The 16,295-nt window shown below is 65.2% G+C and carries 20 protein-coding genes; 8 read left to right on the forward strand and 12 right to left on the reverse strand.

Annotated elements, in window-relative coordinates:
- Window positions 1–36: 36 nt before the first annotated feature.
- Window positions 37–1,002 carry a thioredoxin-disulfide reductase gene (gene trxB / locus N539_RS0112650; protein WP_028970554.1) on the forward strand — a complete coding sequence of 322 codons (966 nt, stop codon included), beginning with the start codon at window positions 37–39 and terminating at the stop codon, window positions 1,000–1,002.
- Here trxB and truA read toward each other — a convergent pair whose 3' ends face one another.
- Both truA and fmt read right to left on the reverse strand, forming a co-directional pair.
- Window positions 1,003–1,761 carry a tRNA pseudouridine(38-40) synthase TruA gene (truA, locus tag N539_RS0112655; RefSeq protein ID WP_028970555.1) on the reverse strand — a complete coding sequence of 253 codons (759 nt, stop codon included), beginning with the start codon at window positions 1,759–1,761 and terminating at the stop codon, window positions 1,003–1,005.
- The gene (gene fmt, locus N539_RS0112660) at window positions 1,758–2,654 is read right to left on the reverse strand and encodes a methionyl-tRNA formyltransferase (RefSeq protein WP_028970556.1); all 897 of its coding nucleotides are present in this window, start codon (window positions 2,652–2,654) and stop codon (window positions 1,758–1,760) included. Before fmt ends, truA begins: the two co-directional genes overlap by 4 nt.
- 49 nt (window positions 2,655–2,703) lie before the next feature.
- Here fmt and recR point away from each other — a divergent pair, with 49 nt between their 5' ends.
- From recR to N539_RS0112675, 3 genes are read left to right on the forward strand one after another with little or no spacing between them, the layout of a single operon-like run.
- Window positions 2,704–3,300 carry a recombination mediator RecR gene (gene recR, locus N539_RS0112665; protein ID WP_028970557.1) on the forward strand — a complete coding sequence of 199 codons (597 nt, stop codon included), beginning with the start codon at window positions 2,704–2,706 and terminating at the stop codon, window positions 3,298–3,300.
- A gap of 31 nt (window positions 3,301–3,331) precedes the next feature.
- Entirely contained in the window at window positions 3,332–3,874 is a 543-nt protein-coding gene (def, locus tag N539_RS0112670; protein WP_028970558.1) for a peptide deformylase, read from the forward strand.
- Window positions 3,874–4,251, forward strand: coding sequence for a DOPA 4,5-dioxygenase family protein (locus N539_RS0112675; RefSeq protein ID WP_028970559.1), 378 nt, complete (start codon window positions 3,874–3,876; stop codon window positions 4,249–4,251). The genes def and N539_RS0112675 overlap by 1 nt, the downstream gene beginning before the upstream one ends.
- Here N539_RS0112675 and N539_RS0112680 read toward each other — a convergent pair.
- On the reverse strand, window positions 4,248–4,634 hold the full coding sequence (locus N539_RS0112680) for a four-helix bundle copper-binding protein (protein ID WP_028970560.1): 387 nt from the start codon (window positions 4,632–4,634) through the stop codon (window positions 4,248–4,250). The two genes, N539_RS0112675 and N539_RS0112680, sit on opposite strands and share 4 nt — an antisense overlap.
- Before the next feature lie 112 nt (window positions 4,635–4,746).
- On the opposite strand from N539_RS0112680, the gene N539_RS0112685 reads away from it, so the two are divergent.
- The gene (locus tag N539_RS0112685) at window positions 4,747–6,102 is read left to right on the forward strand and encodes a DNA recombination protein RmuC (protein ID WP_028970561.1); all 1,356 of its coding nucleotides are present in this window, start codon (window positions 4,747–4,749) and stop codon (window positions 6,100–6,102) included.
- A gap of 134 nt (window positions 6,103–6,236) precedes the next feature.
- Here the strand turns inward: N539_RS0112685 and N539_RS0112690 are convergent, their stop codons facing one another.
- Genes N539_RS0112690 through N539_RS0112730 form a run of 9 tightly spaced genes read right to left on the reverse strand, consistent with a single transcriptional unit; the run spans window position 6,237 to window position 12,124 of the window.
- Window positions 6,237–6,662 (reverse strand): META domain-containing protein, encoded by a 426-nt coding sequence (locus tag N539_RS0112690; RefSeq protein WP_028970562.1) that lies wholly within the window; start codon window positions 6,660–6,662, stop codon window positions 6,237–6,239.
- A complete protein-coding gene (locus N539_RS0112695; RefSeq protein ID WP_156029943.1) occupies window positions 6,643–6,984 on the reverse strand; it encodes a COG3650 family protein in 342 nt (113 codons plus the stop codon). The genes N539_RS0112690 and N539_RS0112695 overlap by 20 nt, the downstream gene beginning before the upstream one ends.
- 35 nt (window positions 6,985–7,019) lie before the next feature.
- Window positions 7,020–7,817 carry a TrmH family RNA methyltransferase gene (locus N539_RS0112700; protein WP_028970564.1) on the reverse strand — a complete coding sequence of 266 codons (798 nt, stop codon included), beginning with the start codon at window positions 7,815–7,817 and terminating at the stop codon, window positions 7,020–7,022.
- The gene (locus N539_RS0112705) at window positions 7,817–8,089 is read right to left on the reverse strand and encodes an HPr family phosphocarrier protein (RefSeq protein ID WP_028970565.1); all 273 of its coding nucleotides are present in this window, start codon (window positions 8,087–8,089) and stop codon (window positions 7,817–7,819) included. Before N539_RS0112705 ends, N539_RS0112700 begins: the two co-directional genes overlap by 1 nt.
- Window positions 8,086–8,493: a PTS sugar transporter subunit IIA gene (locus N539_RS0112710; protein ID WP_028970566.1), complete on the reverse strand. Its 408-nt coding sequence runs from the start codon at window positions 8,491–8,493 to the stop codon at window positions 8,086–8,088. The genes N539_RS0112705 and N539_RS0112710 overlap by 4 nt, the downstream gene beginning before the upstream one ends.
- Complete coding sequence (gene rapZ / locus N539_RS0112715) at window positions 8,490–9,419, reverse strand: RNase adapter RapZ (protein WP_037552776.1); 930 nt, start codon at window positions 9,417–9,419, stop codon at window positions 8,490–8,492. The genes N539_RS0112710 and rapZ overlap by 4 nt, the downstream gene beginning before the upstream one ends.
- Window positions 9,419–9,877, reverse strand: a complete 459-nt coding sequence (locus N539_RS0112720) for an HPr kinase/phosphorylase (RefSeq protein WP_028970568.1) — start codon at window positions 9,875–9,877, stop codon at window positions 9,419–9,421. Before N539_RS0112720 ends, rapZ begins: the two co-directional genes overlap by 1 nt.
- A complete protein-coding gene (locus N539_RS0112725; RefSeq protein ID WP_028970569.1) occupies window positions 9,874–11,445 on the reverse strand; it encodes a sensor histidine kinase in 1,572 nt (523 codons plus the stop codon). The genes N539_RS0112720 and N539_RS0112725 overlap by 4 nt, the downstream gene beginning before the upstream one ends.
- A complete protein-coding gene (locus tag N539_RS0112730) occupies window positions 11,414–12,124 on the reverse strand; it encodes a response regulator transcription factor (RefSeq protein ID WP_028970570.1) in 711 nt (236 codons plus the stop codon). Before N539_RS0112730 ends, N539_RS0112725 begins: the two co-directional genes overlap by 32 nt.
- Before the next feature lie 179 nt (window positions 12,125–12,303).
- Between N539_RS0112730 and N539_RS17030 the strand changes: the two genes are divergently transcribed.
- From N539_RS17030 to N539_RS0112745, 3 genes are read left to right on the forward strand one after another with little or no spacing between them, the layout of a single operon-like run.
- Window positions 12,304–13,953, forward strand: a complete 1,650-nt coding sequence (locus tag N539_RS17030) for a phosphoenolpyruvate carboxykinase (RefSeq protein ID WP_051531792.1) — start codon at window positions 12,304–12,306, stop codon at window positions 13,951–13,953.
- A 40-nt stretch (window positions 13,954–13,993) separates the two neighbouring features.
- Window positions 13,994–14,440, forward strand: coding sequence for a hypothetical protein (locus N539_RS0112740; protein WP_028970571.1), 447 nt, complete (start codon window positions 13,994–13,996; stop codon window positions 14,438–14,440).
- A gap of 44 nt (window positions 14,441–14,484) precedes the next feature.
- Window positions 14,485–16,254 (forward strand): DUF885 domain-containing protein, encoded by a 1,770-nt coding sequence (locus tag N539_RS0112745; protein ID WP_028970572.1) that lies wholly within the window; start codon window positions 14,485–14,487, stop codon window positions 16,252–16,254.
- Window positions 16,255–16,295: the final 41 nt, after the last annotated feature.

Consider the following 16,295-nt stretch of genomic DNA (forward strand, 5'->3'; position numbering starts at 1 on the left):
GTTGCCGGGGCGGTCAACGGCCCCTAAATCGACGCCATGACGAACAGCATTTCGACGCGCCTGGTCGTGCTCGGCTCGGGTCCCGCCGGTTATACCGCTGCGATCTACGCCGCGCGCGCCGGCCTCAACCCGATCGTGATTCAGGGGATCCAGCCCGGCGGGCAGCTCACCACGACGACCGACGTCGAAAATTATCCCGGTTTCCGCGACGTCATCCAGGGCCCGTGGCTGATGGAGGAGATGCAGGCCCAGGCCGAGCATGTCGGGACCAAGATCGTCTGGGACCACATCACCAGCGTCGACCTGTCGCGGCGGCCGTTTCGTCTCACTGGCGACGGAGGAGCGCAATATTTCGCCGACTCGCTGGTCATCGCCACCGGTGCCCAGGCGAAGTGGCTCAACCTTCCGTCCGAGGAGCATATGAAGGGCCGGGGCGCCTCGGCCTGTGCGACATGCGACGGCTTCTTCTATCGCGGCAAGAAGGTCGCGGTGATCGGCGGCGGCAACACCGCCGTCGAGGAAGCCTTGTACATGACCAACCACAGCCATGAGGTCACGCTGATCCATCGCCGCGACAGCTTGCGCGCGGAGAAGATCCTGCAGGACCGCCTGTTCGCCAACCCCAACATCAACGTCATCTGGGACAGCGAAGTCGTCGAGTTCGTCGGCGGCGGTGATCCGGACGCGCTGATCGGCCTCGACATCAGGAACAAGCGAACCGGCGAAGTCGGTCGGGTCGAGGTCGAGGGCGCGTTCGTCGCCATCGGCCATTCGCCGGCGACCGAGCTGTTCGCGGGCCAGCTCGACCTTGACGGCGAGGGCTACATCAAGGTCGAGAACGGGACGACCCGGACCAGCATCCCTGGCGTGTTCGCCTGCGGCGACGTGATGGATAAGATCTACCGTCAGGCGGTGACCGCGGCGGGCACCGGCTGCATGGCCGCTCTGGATGCGGAGAAATATCTCGCGGCCCAGGAATATGAGGCGATTGCCGCCGAATAATCAGCGGTTTGCGCCGACTTCCGGATAGATGGCCTCGACGAAATAGAGCCCGTGCGGCGGGGCGTTGAAGCCGAGCGCCGACCGGTCGCGCGCTTCCAGCGCCTTGCGCATGTCGTCGGCTTGCCATTGGTCGCGCCCGACGAGCGCCAGGCAACCAACCATCGACCGCACCTGATGATGGAGGAAGCTGCGGGCAGCAGCCTCGACGTGGATCTCTTCGTCGACCCGGCGGACGTCGAGGCGATCCAGCGTCTTTACCGGACTGTCCGACTGGCATTGTGCCGAACGGAAAGTGGTGAAGTCATGGCGTCCGATGAGATGGGCCGCGCCTTGCTGCATCGCTTCGGCATCGAGCGGCACTGCGACGTGCCAGACGCGGCCGGCATCGAGGGCCGGCGGCGCCCGCCGGTCGAGGATGCGGTAAAGGTAGCGCCGGCCGATGCACAAGAAGCGGGCATGCCAATCGTCCGCCACCTTCGCGACTGCGAGGATAGAGACGGGGTGCGGCCGGACGAGCGCGTTCAGTCCCTCGCGGAGGCGATGCTCGGTCAGTGTCTTCGCGATCTCGACGTGCGCGGACATGGCGAGGGCGTGCACGCCGGCATCGGTCCGCCCCGCAGCATGGACCGCCGCCAGCTCGCCGGTCATACGATGGATCGCTTCCTCCAGCGTTTGCTGGACCGACGGCCCATGCTCTTGGCGCTGCCAGCCCATGAATGGCGTTCCGTCATATTCGATCGTCAGCCGCCAGCGGGTCATGGGAGGAGCGTGCCTTCGGCGATGGGAAAGCCGCGGAGCAGCTCGGCCGGGCTCATCGGCGCTCGTCCGGCCCGCTGCAACTTCAACGGCCGAATAGCGCCGCTTCCGGCGGCGATGGTCAGCTGGCCGATCACTTCGCCGGGGCGAGCGCTCCCCGTCGCTGCTTCCGCGGCGAGAATCTTGATCCGCTCGCCATTGGCCTCGAACCAAGCCCCCGGAGCGGGGGTGAACGCCAGGACCTGCCGCTCGATCTTCTCGGCGGACCTGTGCCAGTCGATGCGCGCCTCGGCCTTGTCGATCTTGGAAGCGTAGGTGATTCCCTCGCCCGGCTGCGGCTCCGGAGACGTCCGATCGCGAAGCCAGTGCATCAACGCCGTGGCGCCAAGTTTCGACAATTCCTCCGTGACTTGGCCAGCGTTCTTGCCGCGGATGTCGAGCTCGCGCTTGAGCAGCATCGGGCCCGTATCGAGGCCCTCGTCCATCTGCATGATGGTCACCCCGCTGATGGCGTCGCCGGCGAGAATGGCGCGCTGGATCGGCGCGGCGCCGCGCCACCTTGGCAGCAGGGAGGCGTGGACGTTGATGCAGCCGTGCTCGGGCGCATCGAGGATCGGGTTGGGCAGGATCAAGCCATAAGCCGCAACAACCGCATAATCGGCGGCGAGCGCGCGAAACCGCTCTTGCTCGTCGGGATCGCGCAGGGTGCGAGGCGTCCGCACTTCGATCCCCAGTTCCTCCGCGCGCTCTTGAACGGCGGTCTTGCGATCGGCCTTGCCGCGTCCGGCCGGCCGCGGGGGCTGCGCATAGGCCGCCACGACATCGTGCCCGGCCTCGACCAGCGCGTTGAGGCTCGGCACCGCGAAATCCGGCGATCCCATGAAGACGATCCGCATCGCGCCCGCACTTGCGGGGCTGCCTTCGCGCGGTCAAGGAGTGCGCAATATGGCCTCACCGGAGATCGAAGCACTGAGCCAGGCTCTCGCGCGCCTCCCCGGGCTTGGGCCGCGCTCGGCGCGGCGCGCGGTGCTCTATCTGATGAAGAAGCGCGAGAATGCGCTGCAGCCGCTGCTGGCGGCCCTCGGGAACGTCGCCAACAAGCTCTCGACCTGCTCGGTCTGCGGCAATGTCGACACCTCCGACCCTTGCTCAATCTGCCGCGACCCGCGGCGTGACGACAAGATGCTGTGTGTGGTCGAGGAAGTCTCCGACCTGTGGGCGCTCGACCGCTCGCGCCTGTTCCCCGGCCGCTACCACGTGCTCGGCGGGCGTTTGTCGGCGCTCGAAGGGGTGCGGCCCGAGGATTTGTCGATCGACCAGCTGGTCAAGCGCGTCGCGGCAGGCGGGATCGAGGAGGTCGTGCTGGCAATGAACGCGACATTGGAGGGGCAGACCACCGCCCACTACATCGCCGAGCGGCTGGAGAAATATCCGCTCCGTCTCAGCCAGTTGGCGCACGGTCTTCCAGTCGGTGGCGAGCTCGACTATCTCGACGAAGGCACGCTGGCCCAAGCGCTGAGAGCGCGGCGTCCGATTGCTTGAACCCCCTCGGTTGAAAGACTAAATTACCGCCATGGCATTGCTACCGATCGTCGAAGTTCCCGATCCACGCCTGCGGCAGATCTCCTCGCCCGTCGAGACGGTCGATGGCGAGGTGAAGTCGCTCGTCGCCGACATGTTCGAGACGATGTATGCCGCGCCTGGCATCGGGCTCGCCGCGATCCAGGTCGGCGTGCCCAGGCGCATCCTGGTGATCGACCTCCAGGAACCGGCCGACCCGGAAGACCCGGAGAGCAAGCCGGTCAGGGACCCGCGCGTGTTCATCAACCCCGAGATCGTCGAGCATAGCGACCACGACGTGCCCTACACGGAAGGCTGCCTGTCGGTCCCTGACCAATATGCCGAGGTCGACCGCCCCGATCGCATTCGCGCGCGGTGGCTCGACCTCGATGGCAAGTCACACGACGAGGAGATCACCGGGCTGCTCGCCACCTGCCTGCAGCACGAGATGGATCACCTGGAAGGCGTTCTGTTCATCGACCATCTGTCCCGGCTAAAGCGCGAGATGATCTTAAAGAAGCTCGCCAAGCAGCGGAAAGAGCTGGCGGCGGCCTGATGGCTGTCGGCGACGCGCCCTACCACGCCCACATCTATTATTCGGCCGAGGAACGGCCTTCAGCCGAGCGCTTGCGCGACGATTTTGCCAGTCGACCCGAGATCCTGTTCGTCGGCCAGCTGACCGACCGCGGCGTCGGCCCTCATCCGATCCCCCAATATGAGGTGCACTTCCGCGAAGGCTCTCGATCGGCCGTGATCGAGGCGATCGAAGCGTCCGGCCTGCGCGCGCTGGTGCATCCCCTGACCGACGACGATCTCGCCGACCACACGAGCCTGGCGCATTGGATCGGCGAGCCGGTCGCGCTCGATGCCAGCGTCCTCGATCCGCCCGGGGTGAACCAGGGCGTTCCCCGCTTCGGGAAATCCGACTTTTAGAGCGATTCCGCGGCGACGCGGCAGTCGGCGGCGCATTCGCGGCACATCTGGGCGCACAGCTTGCAATGCTCGTGGTCGTGCTTCTCACATTCCGCCGCGCATTCGTCGCAGACGCGGGCGCATAGTTCGAGCATTTCGCGCAGGACCTGCTCGTTGGCGCCGGTGCGGCGAACCGCCAGCTTGCCGGTCGCCTCGCACACATCGCTGCAATCGAGGCAGGTGCGGATGCACTGCTTCATGTCCATCTTCTCGGCGGCGCAGGCGTCGGCGCAGCTGAGGCACATCCGCGCGCAATACATCAGGTGATGCGCGGCATCGCCGAGCGGCTGGTTGACCCGGCCCTGGACGTCGGGGTGGAGGGCGATCATCTTGCGAATGGACATTGGAAGCTCCCGAGATTCCTGTGGAGAACCGGCCCCGGTGCGAGCGGTTCCTATTGTGAAAAAAGACAATTCGCCCTAAAGTTCGCCTTCTGTTCCGGGGAGGCGCGGTCTCATGGGCGCGATAACTATCATAGTCGGCTTGATCGCGCTCCTGTTGGGCGGATTGATCGGCTGGCTGTTCGCGAGCCGCGAGGCGGCCGGCGCCAAACAGACCGTGACAAGCTTGCGCTCCCAGCTCGACGAGGTCGTGAAGGAACGCGACGCCAATCGCGATGCGGCGGTCAGGCTCGCCGCGCTCGAGGCCTCGCAGTTCGAACGTGAGCGCGGCTTCGAGGCCCGAATCCAGGAGCTGGTCGAGGCAAAGGAGTCGCTGTCGGCGCAGTTCTCTGAGATCAGCAACAAGCTGCTCGCCGAAGCTCAGGAGACCTTTCTCAAGCGCGCGGACCAGCGCTTCCGTCAGTCGGAAGAGAACGCCGGCCAGAATCTGAAGGCGCTGCTGCAACCCGTCCACGAGCGCCTGGAACGCTATGAGACCACCGTCCAGAAGGTCGAGGCCGAGCGCCGCGACGCCTTCGGCATGCTGTCCGGGCAGATCGAGGCGATGCGGACCGGCACCGAGCGCGTCTCCGCCGAAGCGGCCAAGCTGGTCAATGCATTGCGCAATGCGCCCAAGGCGCGCGGGCGCTGGGGCGAGCAGCAGCTGCGCAACGTGCTCGAGACGTGCGGCCTCTCCGAGCATTGCGATTTCGCGACCGAGGTGAGTGTGGCGGATGGAGAGGGCGGCAAGCTGAGGCCCGACGTGGTCGTTCGCGTGCCCGGCGGCCAGTCGCTGGTAATCGACGCCAAGGTCTCACTCAACGAATATCAGGACGCCTACGGAGCGGTCGACGAGGCGGTTCGCGATACGCACCTGACCGCTCATGCCTCGGCGATCCGCGCCCATGTGAACGCGCTCGGCGCCAAGGCCTATTGGTCGCAGTTCGAGGATGCGCCCGACTATGTCGTGATGTTCATCCCGGGCGAGCATTTCCTGACCGCCGCGTTGGAGCAGGACCCGACCTTGTGGGACTACGCCTTCAATAAAAAGGTTCTACTGGCGACACCGACCAACCTCATTGCGATTGCCCGGACGGTGGCGGCGGTGTGGCGACAGGAGCGGCTGGCGAAAGAAGCGCGGCAGATCGGCGAGCTCGGCAAGGAGCTTTACGAGCGGCTCGCCAAGGCCGCCGACGACCTGCGCAAGGTTGGCAGTGGTCTGTCCACCGCCGTCAACAATTACAATAGCTTCGTCGCCAGCTTTGAGACTCGGTCACTAGTCACGGCGCGCAAGTTCCGCGAGCTCAACATCGAGCCCGGTCGGCGCGACATCGATGTCCTGACGCCGGTCGAGGCGCTCCCGCGCTACGCCGAGGAAGAACTTGAGCTAAGCGGCGAAGCGGACGACCCGCCGCAGATCGCTGCGGAATAGTTTGCAAAATAGGGTTTCGGCTGACAGTCCGCTGTCAGCTCTTTGAAATCGCGGCGGGAATGCCGCGAAGTTGACGAAGTTGACTCACCCCCCGGGGTGGGCGCTAAAGCCCGCCGCAGATCGCGCCGGAATGATCATAGTCTTCGACCGGTAACCACCGGAGCAAGCTCCAGACTTCCGGCGCCGTTGCTGAGAATCGTCCCGCCGGTTTTTGGATTTCGACCGATCTGCATCGGCAATCGAAGCACATGCAGGGCGCGTTCCTCCATTTGCTGCCGGTGAAGATCGGCGCAGGCGCGCTCCGTCGTGATCACGTGCGAAACAATAAGTTGGCCGGCGGCGAGGCGATATTCTCCTGACCCGCCGTTGCAGCCGAATCCACCGTGGATGCGGCCGCCTTCGAAGGACATGGGATAAGGGCTCGACGGGTCGGTTGCTTCGACGTTGATCGTCGTGATGCGCCACTGCGTCCCCTCGAACGAGCGCTGGTCGAAGACGAGGTTGGTGCACCCCGCGCAAACCAGCCCGAGGAGCGCTAGTCTAGAGCCCGCCGCAGCCATGGAACTGACGCCCGTCGATCGTGACCTGGACCTTGTCCGGATAGGTGCGGTCGCTCATCCCGTCGCTGCAATTGCCGTGGACGATGTTCACGCCGATCCGCGGGGTCTGGTAGATTTCGCCGGCGAACCCGATGATGACCTTGGGCGTCGGCTGGGTGATCGGCGCCGCGTCGGGTTGGGTGAAGGTCAGATCGTGCTCGTCGATCAGGAGGTTCCAGAAGGGCTCGGTGCCGATCGCATGATAGGGCGGTGGCGGCGGAGGCGGCGCGGTCAGGCAGCCGGTTAGTGATGCTGCAAGCGGCAATGCGATCCATCTTTTCATGATCGAAACAACCGTGGGCCGGCGCTGCGGTTCCGTCACCGCCAGCTGGACCGGATCGCGAATGCCATCACCGCCGTCGCCATCGCCGCGTTGAGGCTGTCGGCGCGCCCGGCCATCGGGATTTTGACCAGCAGGTCGCATGCCGCCTCATAATCGGCTGGGAGGCCCTGCTGTTCGTTGCCGATGAGCAGGAAACATGGCCGCTCGTACTTCGAGTCGAGATAATCGTCCGTGGCCTTTAGGCTGGTCCCGACGAGCTGTCCTTCGCCGGAGCGGAGCCAGGCGATGAACTCGTCCCACCGCGCGGTCGCGATCTGTTGCGTGAACAAAGCCCCCATCGAGGCGCGTACCGCCTCGACCGAGAAAGGGTCGACGCAATCGTCGATGAGGATCAGCCCGCCGGCCCCGGCCGCGTCGCCGGTCCTAAGGATGGTCCCGAGATTGCCGGGATCGCGCAGTGCCTGGGCGACGATCCACAGGTCGGCCGTGGAACGGTCGATCCGGTCGAGCGACGTGTCCGGCTGGCGGTAGGCGCCGAGCAGCATCTGCGGATTGTCCTTGCCGCTCATCTTCGCGAGGATGTCGGCGGTTGTCTCGACCGCGTCCGCGCCGGCGGCTTCGGCTTGGGCAATGATCTCGGCAGCAAGCGGATGCTTCGCGCCCTCAGGCGAGAAGGCGATAATCTCCGGCAGTTGCCCGCTGTCGCGCGCCTCGGCGATGATCCTCAGGCCCTCGGCGAGGAACAAGCCTTCCGCACGCCGCGCCTTTTTCTCGCGAAGCGAACGGAGGCGCTTGACCGTTGCGTTGGAGAATGCGGTGACCTGGCGAACCATTATTCTTCGCCGAAACGGTCCTCGACCATGGCGGCGAGCCTGGCGAGTGCCTCCTCGGCCTGAACGCCCTTGACGTGGATCGTGATGGTATCGCCCATCGCCGCGCCGAGCATCATCAGGCCCATGATCGAGGTGCCGCAGACGCGGTTGCCGTCCTTTTCGACCTCGACTTCACCGTCGATCTGGCTGGCGAGGTTGACGAACTTGGCGCTGGCCCGCGCGTGAAGCCCGCGCTTGTTGCCGATGCGGACCTCGCGGCTGACGCCGTTCAAGCCGCCGCTTCCCCGAGGATCTCCGAGGCGACCGAGATATATTTGCGGCCTGCCTCACGCGCGGCGGCGACCGCAGCATGGACCGGCATGACCTTGCGAGCGCCCTCGAGCCGAATGAGCATCGGCAGGTTAACCCCGGCGATGACCTCGACATTCTCGCTCTTCATCAGGCTGATCGCGAGATTCGACGGAGTCCCGCCGAACAGGTCGGTGAGGATGATCACGCCCTGGCCCTGCTCGACCTTGCCGATCGCCTCGGCGATGTCCTTGCGCCGCGCTTCCATGTCGTCGTCCGGACCGATGCAGATCGCCTCGATCGCCTCCTGGGGGCCGACCACATGTTCCATCGCGGTGACGAATTCGGCCGCAAGGCGGCCGTGAGTCACCAGCACTAGTCCGATCATTCGTTCAACTCGCCTGCCTCAGCCTCTCGCCGCGGATGACGCTCGATCGTGTCCCTGGGCGGCGAGGCGAGATCACGGTGGCGGACATTCGGAGCAAATCCGGCGTTGCGCAACCGTTCGGCCATTTCGACTGCCGCTGCCACCGAGCGGTGGCGTCCTCCTGTACATCCGAACGCAACGGTTACGTAACTTTTGCCCGCGGCCCAGTAGCGGGGAATCCAATCGATGAGAAGCGATTCGATACGCGCCATCGTCTCGGACCAGGACGGGTCGGCACGGAGATAATCGCGGACCGCCTGGTCCTCGCCGGTCTGCGGCCTCAGCTCATCAACCCAATGCGGATTGGGCAGAAAGCGAAGGTCGAACACCAAATCGGCGGTGCGAGAAATCCCGCGGGCGAAACCGAACGAGGCAATGGTCAGCACCGGTTGATCGGCATCGCCGCTGTAGCGCCGCATGAGCTCGTCGCGCAGGTCGGCCGGCTTGAGGTCGGTAGTATCGAGCACGCTGTCCGCGGCGTCCTTGAGCGGGGCCGTCAGTGCGCGCTCGCGGGCGATGCCGTCCTCGGCGGGCCGGTCGAGTGCGAGGGGATGCATTCGCCGCGTCTCGTCATAGCGACGGATCAGCTCGCCGCCGGCGCAGTCGAGATAGAGCAGCTCGGCCTCGACGCCGGGGATGCCGCGGACGCGCGCGGCCAGTGTCTGCGGGTCGAACCCGCGGCTGCGAACGTCCATCCCAACCGCGACCGGCACCACGCGGCATTCGCCGGCGCCATGGATAAAGCCTTCGAGGAGGTCGGCGGGGAGATTGTCGACGACATCCCAGCCAAGATCCTCGAGCGCGTCGAGGACCGTGGATTTGCCGGCACCGGACATGCCGGTGACGAGCAGCAATCGGGGCAGCGGGCTTGGCCCCCGCTTCGACATCAGAATTTGAGGCCCATGCGATCGAGCGCCAACGCAACTTTCGACGGCGCCGAGGCCGACCATGCGTCGATGCTGATCAGCGGCAGGCCGACGCCGAGGATCGGGCGCTCGCGGCTGTCGTCGGGAAGACGCTCGATGTCGAGCGTCAGCTCCACGAGGAGAGCAACCGGAATGTCGCTCACCGTCCCCATGTCGACGATGCCGATGCCGCGGATCTCGAGCTTTCCGGCGATCGTGGGAGGAGCCGAGGCGATCAGCCGGTCGCCGTCGCGCCGGACGATCGTCTGGTCGTCGCTGACCAGCGTGAAGCCGCGATCGAGCAGCCGCAGCGCCAGGTCGGACTTGCCCGAGCCCGAGGGGCCGGTGATCAGGACTGCGCGCCCTTCGCTCGCGACCGTGCTCGCGTGTACATTCTCGGTCGACAGTCGCGCCGATCGTGAAACGCTGCCCTGGTTCATTCGCGGTCCGCTGCTGGAAGCCGGATGGTGAAGCGAGCGCCGGAGGGCGCGTCGTCGCGGTCCTGCACGTCGATCTCCCCGTCGTGGCCTTTGACGATGGCCTCGGCGATCGCAAGGCCGAGTCCCGAATGGCGCCCGAAGCCGTCCTGTTCCGGTCTGACCGAGTGGAAGCGGTTGAAGATCGCCTGGCGCGCTTCTGGAGGGACGCCGGGGCCCTCATCGTCGACGCGGATGCGGACCTCGTCGCCCACTCGGGCCGCGGCGATCTCGACCAGCCCCCCCGGTGGCGAGAAGCTGACGGCATTGTCGAGCATGGCGTTGATTGCGCGCGCCAGCCGGTCGGGCTTGCCCATGACGACGGCGGTATTCATTCGTGGCCGGGCGAAGGCAATCCGCGCATCGCCGGTTTCCCTCCGCGTCTCCCAGGCATGGACGATCTGCTCGATCAGCGGACCGAGGTCGACTCGCTCGAACTGGGCGCGCGCCAGCTCGGCGTCGGTCCGCGCCGCCTCGGAAATGTCGTTGATCAGGCGATCGAGCCGGAGGACGTCATCGCGGGCGATTTGCATGAGCTTGTGCTTGAGCTCCGGATCGTCGACGCGGTCGATGCCGTCGACGGCCGAACGGAGCGACGCGAGGGGGTTCTTGAGCTCGTGCGTGACGTCGGCGGCGAAGGCCTCGATATTATCGATCCGCTGCCTCAGCGATTGACTCATGTCGGAGACGGCGCGGGCCAACAGGCCGATCTCGTCGCTGCGTGAAGGGAGGCGGGGCACGTTGACTTCGCGCGAGCGGCCAAGGCGGACGCGGTGCGCCGCAATCGCCAGGCGGCGCAGGGGGCGAACGATCGTGCGCGCCAAGAACAGCGACAGCAGGATTGAAAGCAGGATGAGCGCGGTCATCACCGAGACAATTACCGCGCGCTGACTGCGCACCGTGCGAGTGAAAGCGCGATCGTTGTCGGTGGCGAGGAGCACGCCGGTGCCAGCGGGGACGGCGGCCGACAGCACCGGCGTTAGGTCCGGCGCATTGCGCACGGCCGTGGCGGCCTTGTTGAGCGCTTTGGCCTTGACTGCCTCCGGCCAGGCCTGAAGTCGATCGACCGTTGGTTCGGCGAAGTCGCCCACTTGGGGAGATCCGACAAGCGCGTTGAACCCGCGATCGAGCGCGCGAGCGACGCCCTTGGTCCACTTCTGGGTGCTCGGATCCTGCAGTTCATAGGTCGGACCGGTCTGCCGCCAGCTGTCCGCGATCAGCTTGCCGTCTGCCCCGTACAGCCGCAGCCGGGTTCCGGTCGACTTCGAGATTGTCGCGAGAATCGGTTCGCGGTCCTCGGGCCCGGCGGCGAGGATCGCCTGCGCAGTCGCGGTCGCCTCGATCCGGGTCTGGCGCACCCGTTCCTTGCTGAGGCGGTTGCGCAGGACATCGAGATAGAGCGTGCTCAGCGCGACCAGCACGATCGTCAGAATGTTCACCGCGAGGATTCGATAGGCGAGGCTGAACCGCCCCGACCATTTCAGGGCGAGGTCCGATTCGTCATTGCTCGTCGAAGCGATATCCGACGCCATAGAGGGTCTCGATAGCATCGAACTCGGGGTCGCTCGCGCGGAATTTGCGGCGGATGCGCTTGATGTGGCTGTCGATGGTGCGGTCGTCGACATAGACGTCATCCTGATAGGCCACGTCGAGCAGCTGGTTGCGATTCTTAACGACACCGGGGCGTTGCGCCAGCGTTTCGAGGATGAGGAACTCCGTGACGGTGAGGGTCACATCCTTGCCGGCCCAGCGCACCTTGTGCCGCGCCGGGTCCATGGTCAGCCGGCCGCGCTCGAGCAACGGAACTTCGTCTTCCGGAATGGCCGAGGCGGCCTCGCTCTTAGCCAGCTCCTGACGGCGCAGGAGCGCGCGGATGCGGGCAATCAGAAGGCGCTGCGAAAAGGGCTTGGAGATATAGTCGTCGGCGCCCATCGCGAGCCCGAGCGCTTCATCGAGCTCGTCGTCCTTAGAGGTCAGGAAGATCACCGGCATCGTGCTCGTCTCGCGCACGCGGCGAAGCAGCTCCATCCCGTCCATGCCCGGCATCTTGATGTCGAACACGCCGAGATCGGGCATGGTGTCACTGAAGGCCTTGAGAGCGGTCGCGGCGTCGGAATAGACGCGGGTGACGAAGCCTTCCTGCTGAAGCGCGATCGACACCGATGTCAGAATGTTGCGGTCATCGTCGACCAGCGCGATCACTTGGCTCATTCGCGGCTTTCTCGACTGCCCCCGCAGCGGCTTAGCCAGCGCCCAAACGTGACACAAGGCGCGCCGAGCCGTTTTGACCGGACCGTGTTTCCGGTTTATCGGAACCGGCAAAACTGCACGCGGCGGCAGGCCCCTCGGCCGCCGCCGCTTTGGCATATAAGGGAAGGGAACGTTCACAAGTGACGGATCGGGTTCCGAGTAGCGGTCTGGACAAACAGGGCATTGCGACGGGCGCGGAGATTTTCTGGAATCTCACCACCGCGCCGCTTGTGGAACACGCCGTGCGCCGGGGCGAGGGGCTTCTCGCCAAAGATGGTCCGCTGGTAGTTCGCACCGGCAAACACACCGGTCGCAGCGCGCAGGACAAGTTCACCGTCAAGGACCAGCTGACTGACGATGTGATCTGGTGGAACAGCGGCAACAAGCCGATGGAACCGGAGGCGTTCGATCGCCTCCATGAAGATTTCCTGCTGGCGCTGGCCGACAAGGACCAGCTCTACGTCGCCGATCTCTATGGCGGGTCGCAGCCCGAGCATCGGGTCCGGGTGCGCGTCGTCAACGAACTCGCCTGGCACAATTTGTTCATCCGCACGCTCCTGGTGCGCCCGGAAGCAGACGAGCTCACGCGCTTCGAGCCAGAATATACGATCATCGATCTGCCGAGCTTCCGCGCCGACCCCGAGCGGCATGGCTGCCGCACCGAGACGGTGGTCGCGGTCAACTTCTCGAAGAAGCTGATCCTGATCGGCGGCACGGCCTATGCCGGCGAGATGAAAAAGTCGGTGTTCGGCCTGCTCAACTTCATCCTGCCGCCGCAGGGCATCATGCCGATGCATTGCTCGGCCAACATCGGGCCGGACGGCGACACCGCCATTTTCTTCGGGCTTTCGGGCACCGGCAAGACGACGCTGTCGGCCGACCCCAATCGCACGCTGATCGGCGATGACGAGCATGGCTGGTCGGACACCGCCGTCTTCAATTTCGAGGGCGGCTGCTACGCCAAGATGATCCGTCTCTCGGCCGAGTCCGAGCCGGAAATCTATGCGACCACCAAGAAGTTCGGGACCGTGCTCGAGAATGTCGTGATCGATCCCGTCACGCGCGAGCTCGACCTCGACGACCCCAGTCTCGCCGAGAACAGCCGCGGCGCGTATCCGATCGATTACATTCCGAATTCCTCGGCCGACAATCTTGGTCCGCTGCCGAAGAACGTCGTGATGCTGACGGCGGACGCGTTCGGCGTCCTCCCGCCGATCGCCAGGCTGACTCCGGACCAGGCGATGTATCACTTCCTTTCCGGCTACACGGCGAAGGTCGCGGGCACCGAGATCGGAGTCACCGAGCCGCAGGCGACCTTCTCGACCTGCTTCGGCGCGCCGTTCATGCCCCGGCATCCGTCGGTTTATGGAAACCTGCTCAAGGAACGGATCGCCAAAGGCGAAGTCGACTGCTGGCTGGTCAACACCGGCTGGACCGGCGGTAAATACGGCGTCGGCAAGCGCATGCCGATCAAGGAAACCCGGGCGCTGCTGAACGCCGCCCTCGACGGCTCGCTCAACAACGTCGAGTTCCGCAAGGATCCCAACTTCGGCTTCGAAGTCCCGATCGCCGTGCCTGGCGTCGACATGTCGATCCTCGATCCTCGCGGGACCTGGTCGAACGCCGCCGAATATGATGCGACGGCCGCACGGCTGGTCGACCTATTCGTGGAGAATTTCGCGCAGTTTGCTGACCAAGTGGACGAGGGCGTGCGCCAAGCCGCCCCGAAGGTGACCCAAGGCCAAGCGCAACAACAAGCGCAACCGGCCGCACAAACCACTTCAGCTTAAGGCCCGGCCGACGGTCGGGCCCTCCACAAGGACCCGATCAATGACCGATCACCGACCCCGCTTCTTCGCTTCCGCCGCCGAAATCGAGCATATCGGCGAGGGCCTGCTCGCACGCACGCTGCCGCGCGACGAATGGACTCACGAAGCCCATCTCGCGGCGACGACCTACCTGCTTACCCACCGCCTCGACGTTGATGTGGACACGGAGCTGCCGGACATCATCCGCCGTTACAACGAGAGCGTCGGCGGCGTGAACAGCGACACCGAAGGCTATCACGAGACGATCACCCGGGCATTTCTCCACGGTGTCCGATTGTTTCTAGGCGAAGCCGACGCAACGCACCCCGTGCATGAATTAGTCAACGAGCTGCTGCTGTCGCCGATGGGCCGGCGCGACTGGCCGCTGCGCTTCTACACCCCGGCGAAGCTTTTCTCGGTCGACGCGAGGCGGCGCCTTGTGCCGCCCGACATTGCCGCGTTGCCGTGAGCGCTGGCGCTGCTAGCGTGCCTCGCGAGTGAGGGGAGGGACGGATGATCCGGACGTTGAAGTGGGCTGGCCCGTTGCTGATGGCGAGTGGTTCGCTGGTCCCGCTTTCGGCGGCTGCGGCTCCTCCTCCTCCTGCCTCGCAAGCTTCTGCGGATGCTCGTCTGAAGGCGCTTTACGACGGCTATGCGGCGTGGGACGCGAAGGAGTCCGGAGTCCTCCAGAATGCCGATGGAGAGACCAAGCCGGCCAGCTACCTGCCGCGGATCGATCCCGCGACCCAGCAACGCCGAGCGGCTCATCTGCAGGACCTGTTGACGCAGTTGAACGCGATTCCCGTGGCGCAGCTGTCCGCCGCGGAGAAGGTTAATGCCGCGGTTTTCCGCACCATCCTCGAAAACGCCATTTCCGATGCGCGCTTCCGGCTGTGGGAGATGCCGTTCAACAGCGACAGCTCATTCTGGACCTATCTTGATTCGAGCCATTTGAACGATGCGGCCGAATACCGCCGCTACATCGCGCGGATGCGGGACATTCCGCGCTATTTCGACGATCAGATCGCCAACATGCGGGCGGGGCTGGCGCGCGGCTTCAGCGTGCCGCGGGCGACGCTTGAAGGACGCGATGCGTCGATCGCCGCCTTCCTCGCCGACGACATCGGCAAGAGTCCCTTCCACAAGCCCTTCGACACCATGCCCGCGACCATACCGGCATCGGAGCAACAGGCGTTGCGCGCTGAGGGCGAGGCGGCCATCCGCGACGCGGTCCAGCCCGCCTATCGCAAGCTGCTCGATTTCTATCGCTCCGAATATCTGCCCAAGGCGCGGACGACGCTGGCCGCTCGCGACATGCCCGATGGCGATGCATTCTACCGGGCCCAAATCCGCGAATATACGACCCTCGATCTTGCGCCCGAGGAGATCCACCAGATCGGCCTCAAGGAGGTCGCGCGGATCGAGGCCGAGATGGGCCGGACGATGGCCGAAAGCGGCTTCAAGGGCTCGTTCCAGGACTTCCTCAAGTTCCTGAAGACCGACCCGCAATTCATTGCCAAGACGCCGGACGAGTTGATGGGCGTGTCATCCTACGTCGCCAAGCGGACCGACAACGTCATCGGCAATTATTTCGGCAAGCTGCCGCGGCGCCGCTTCGGGATCGTTCCCGTGCCGGATGCCCTCGCGCCCTTCTACACCTCGGGCCGGGGCGGGCTCGAGAATTGCATGATGAACACCTACAATCTGCCGGTCCGCCCGCTCTACAACATCCCCGCGCTGACGCTTCACGAATGCGAGCCGGGGCACAGCTTCCAGGCCGCGCTTTCCGAAGAGCAGAAGACGCTGCCCCGCTTCCGGCAGAATCTCTATTTTTCCGGCTACGGCGAAGGGTGGGGCCTCTATTGCGAGTGGCTCGGCAACGAGATGGGCATCTACCGCAACCCGTATGAGCGGTTTGGCCAGCAGAGCTATGCGATGTGGCGCGCGGCCCGGCTGGTGATCGACACCGGAATCCACCGCTACGACTGGTCGCGCAGCCAAGCGATCGATTATTTGGCCTCGCACACCGCGCTGTCCCAGCATGAGGTCGAGACCGAGGTCGACCGCTACATCAGCTGGCCCGGGCAGGCGCTATCCTACAAGGTCGGCGAGCTGACGATCCGCCGGCTTCGGTCCGAAGCCGAAGCGAAGCTCGGGCCGAAGTTCGACATCAAGGGCTTCCATGACACCTTCCTCGACATGGGCGCGGTGCCGCTGAGTGTGCTCGAAGACCAGATGCATGCGTGGATGGCGGCCGAGGCAGCGAAGCCCCCGAAGAGCTAGCGCGCCGGGGCTCGAACCGTGCTAGAGTCGAGTCAACGACA

The sequence above is a fragment of the Sphingomonas sp. URHD0057 genome (genome assembly GCF_000620665.1).
In the GTDB taxonomy this organism is placed as follows: domain Bacteria; phylum Pseudomonadota; class Alphaproteobacteria; order Sphingomonadales; family Sphingomonadaceae; genus Sphingomicrobium.

Bases quoted from the DNA above. Each gene is read 5' to 3' on its own strand.
- N539_RS0112700 (WP_028970564.1), bottom strand. From the start codon at position 7,817: ATGGTTCGCCAGGTCACCGCATTCTCCAACGCAACGGTCAAGCGCCTC.
- def (WP_028970558.1), top strand. From the start codon at position 3,332: ATGGCATTGCTACCGATCGTCGAAGTTCCCGATCCACGCCTGCGGCAG.
- N539_RS0112675 (WP_028970559.1), top strand. From the start codon at position 3,874: ATGGCTGTCGGCGACGCGCCCTACCACGCCCACATCTATTATTCGGCC.
- N539_RS0112730 (WP_028970570.1), bottom strand. From the start codon at position 12,124: ATGAGCCAAGTGATCGCGCTGGTCGACGATGACCGCAACATTCTGACA.
- N539_RS0112680 (WP_028970560.1), bottom strand. From the start codon at position 4,634: ATGTCCATTCGCAAGATGATCGCCCTCCACCCCGACGTCCAGGGCCGG.
- N539_RS0112720 (WP_028970568.1), bottom strand. From the start codon at position 9,877: ATGAACCAGGGCAGCGTTTCACGATCGGCGCGACTGTCGACCGAGAAT.
- N539_RS0112695 (WP_156029943.1), bottom strand. From the start codon at position 6,984: ATGAAAAGATGGATCGCATTGCCGCTTGCAGCATCACTAACCGGCTGC.
- N539_RS0112740 (WP_028970571.1), top strand. From the start codon at position 13,994: ATGACCGATCACCGACCCCGCTTCTTCGCTTCCGCCGCCGAAATCGAG.
- fmt (WP_028970556.1), bottom strand. From the start codon at position 2,654: ATGCGGATCGTCTTCATGGGATCGCCGGATTTCGCGGTGCCGAGCCTC.
- N539_RS0112685 (WP_028970561.1), top strand. From the start codon at position 4,747: ATGGGCGCGATAACTATCATAGTCGGCTTGATCGCGCTCCTGTTGGGC.
- N539_RS0112710 (WP_028970566.1), bottom strand. From the start codon at position 8,493: ATGATCGGACTAGTGCTGGTGACTCACGGCCGCCTTGCGGCCGAATTC.
- truA (WP_028970555.1), bottom strand. From the start codon at position 1,761: ATGACCCGCTGGCGGCTGACGATCGAATATGACGGAACGCCATTCATG.
- N539_RS0112690 (WP_028970562.1), bottom strand. From the start codon at position 6,662: ATGGCTGCGGCGGGCTCTAGACTAGCGCTCCTCGGGCTGGTTTGCGCG.
- N539_RS0112745 (WP_028970572.1), top strand. From the start codon at position 14,485: ATGATCCGGACGTTGAAGTGGGCTGGCCCGTTGCTGATGGCGAGTGGT.
- rapZ (WP_037552776.1), bottom strand. From the start codon at position 9,419: ATGTCGAAGCGGGGGCCAAGCCCGCTGCCCCGATTGCTGCTCGTCACC.
- trxB (WP_028970554.1), top strand. From the start codon at position 37: ATGACGAACAGCATTTCGACGCGCCTGGTCGTGCTCGGCTCGGGTCCC.
- recR (WP_028970557.1), top strand. From the start codon at position 2,704: ATGGCCTCACCGGAGATCGAAGCACTGAGCCAGGCTCTCGCGCGCCTC.
- N539_RS0112725 (WP_028970569.1), bottom strand. From the start codon at position 11,445: ATGGCGTCGGATATCGCTTCGACGAGCAATGACGAATCGGACCTCGCC.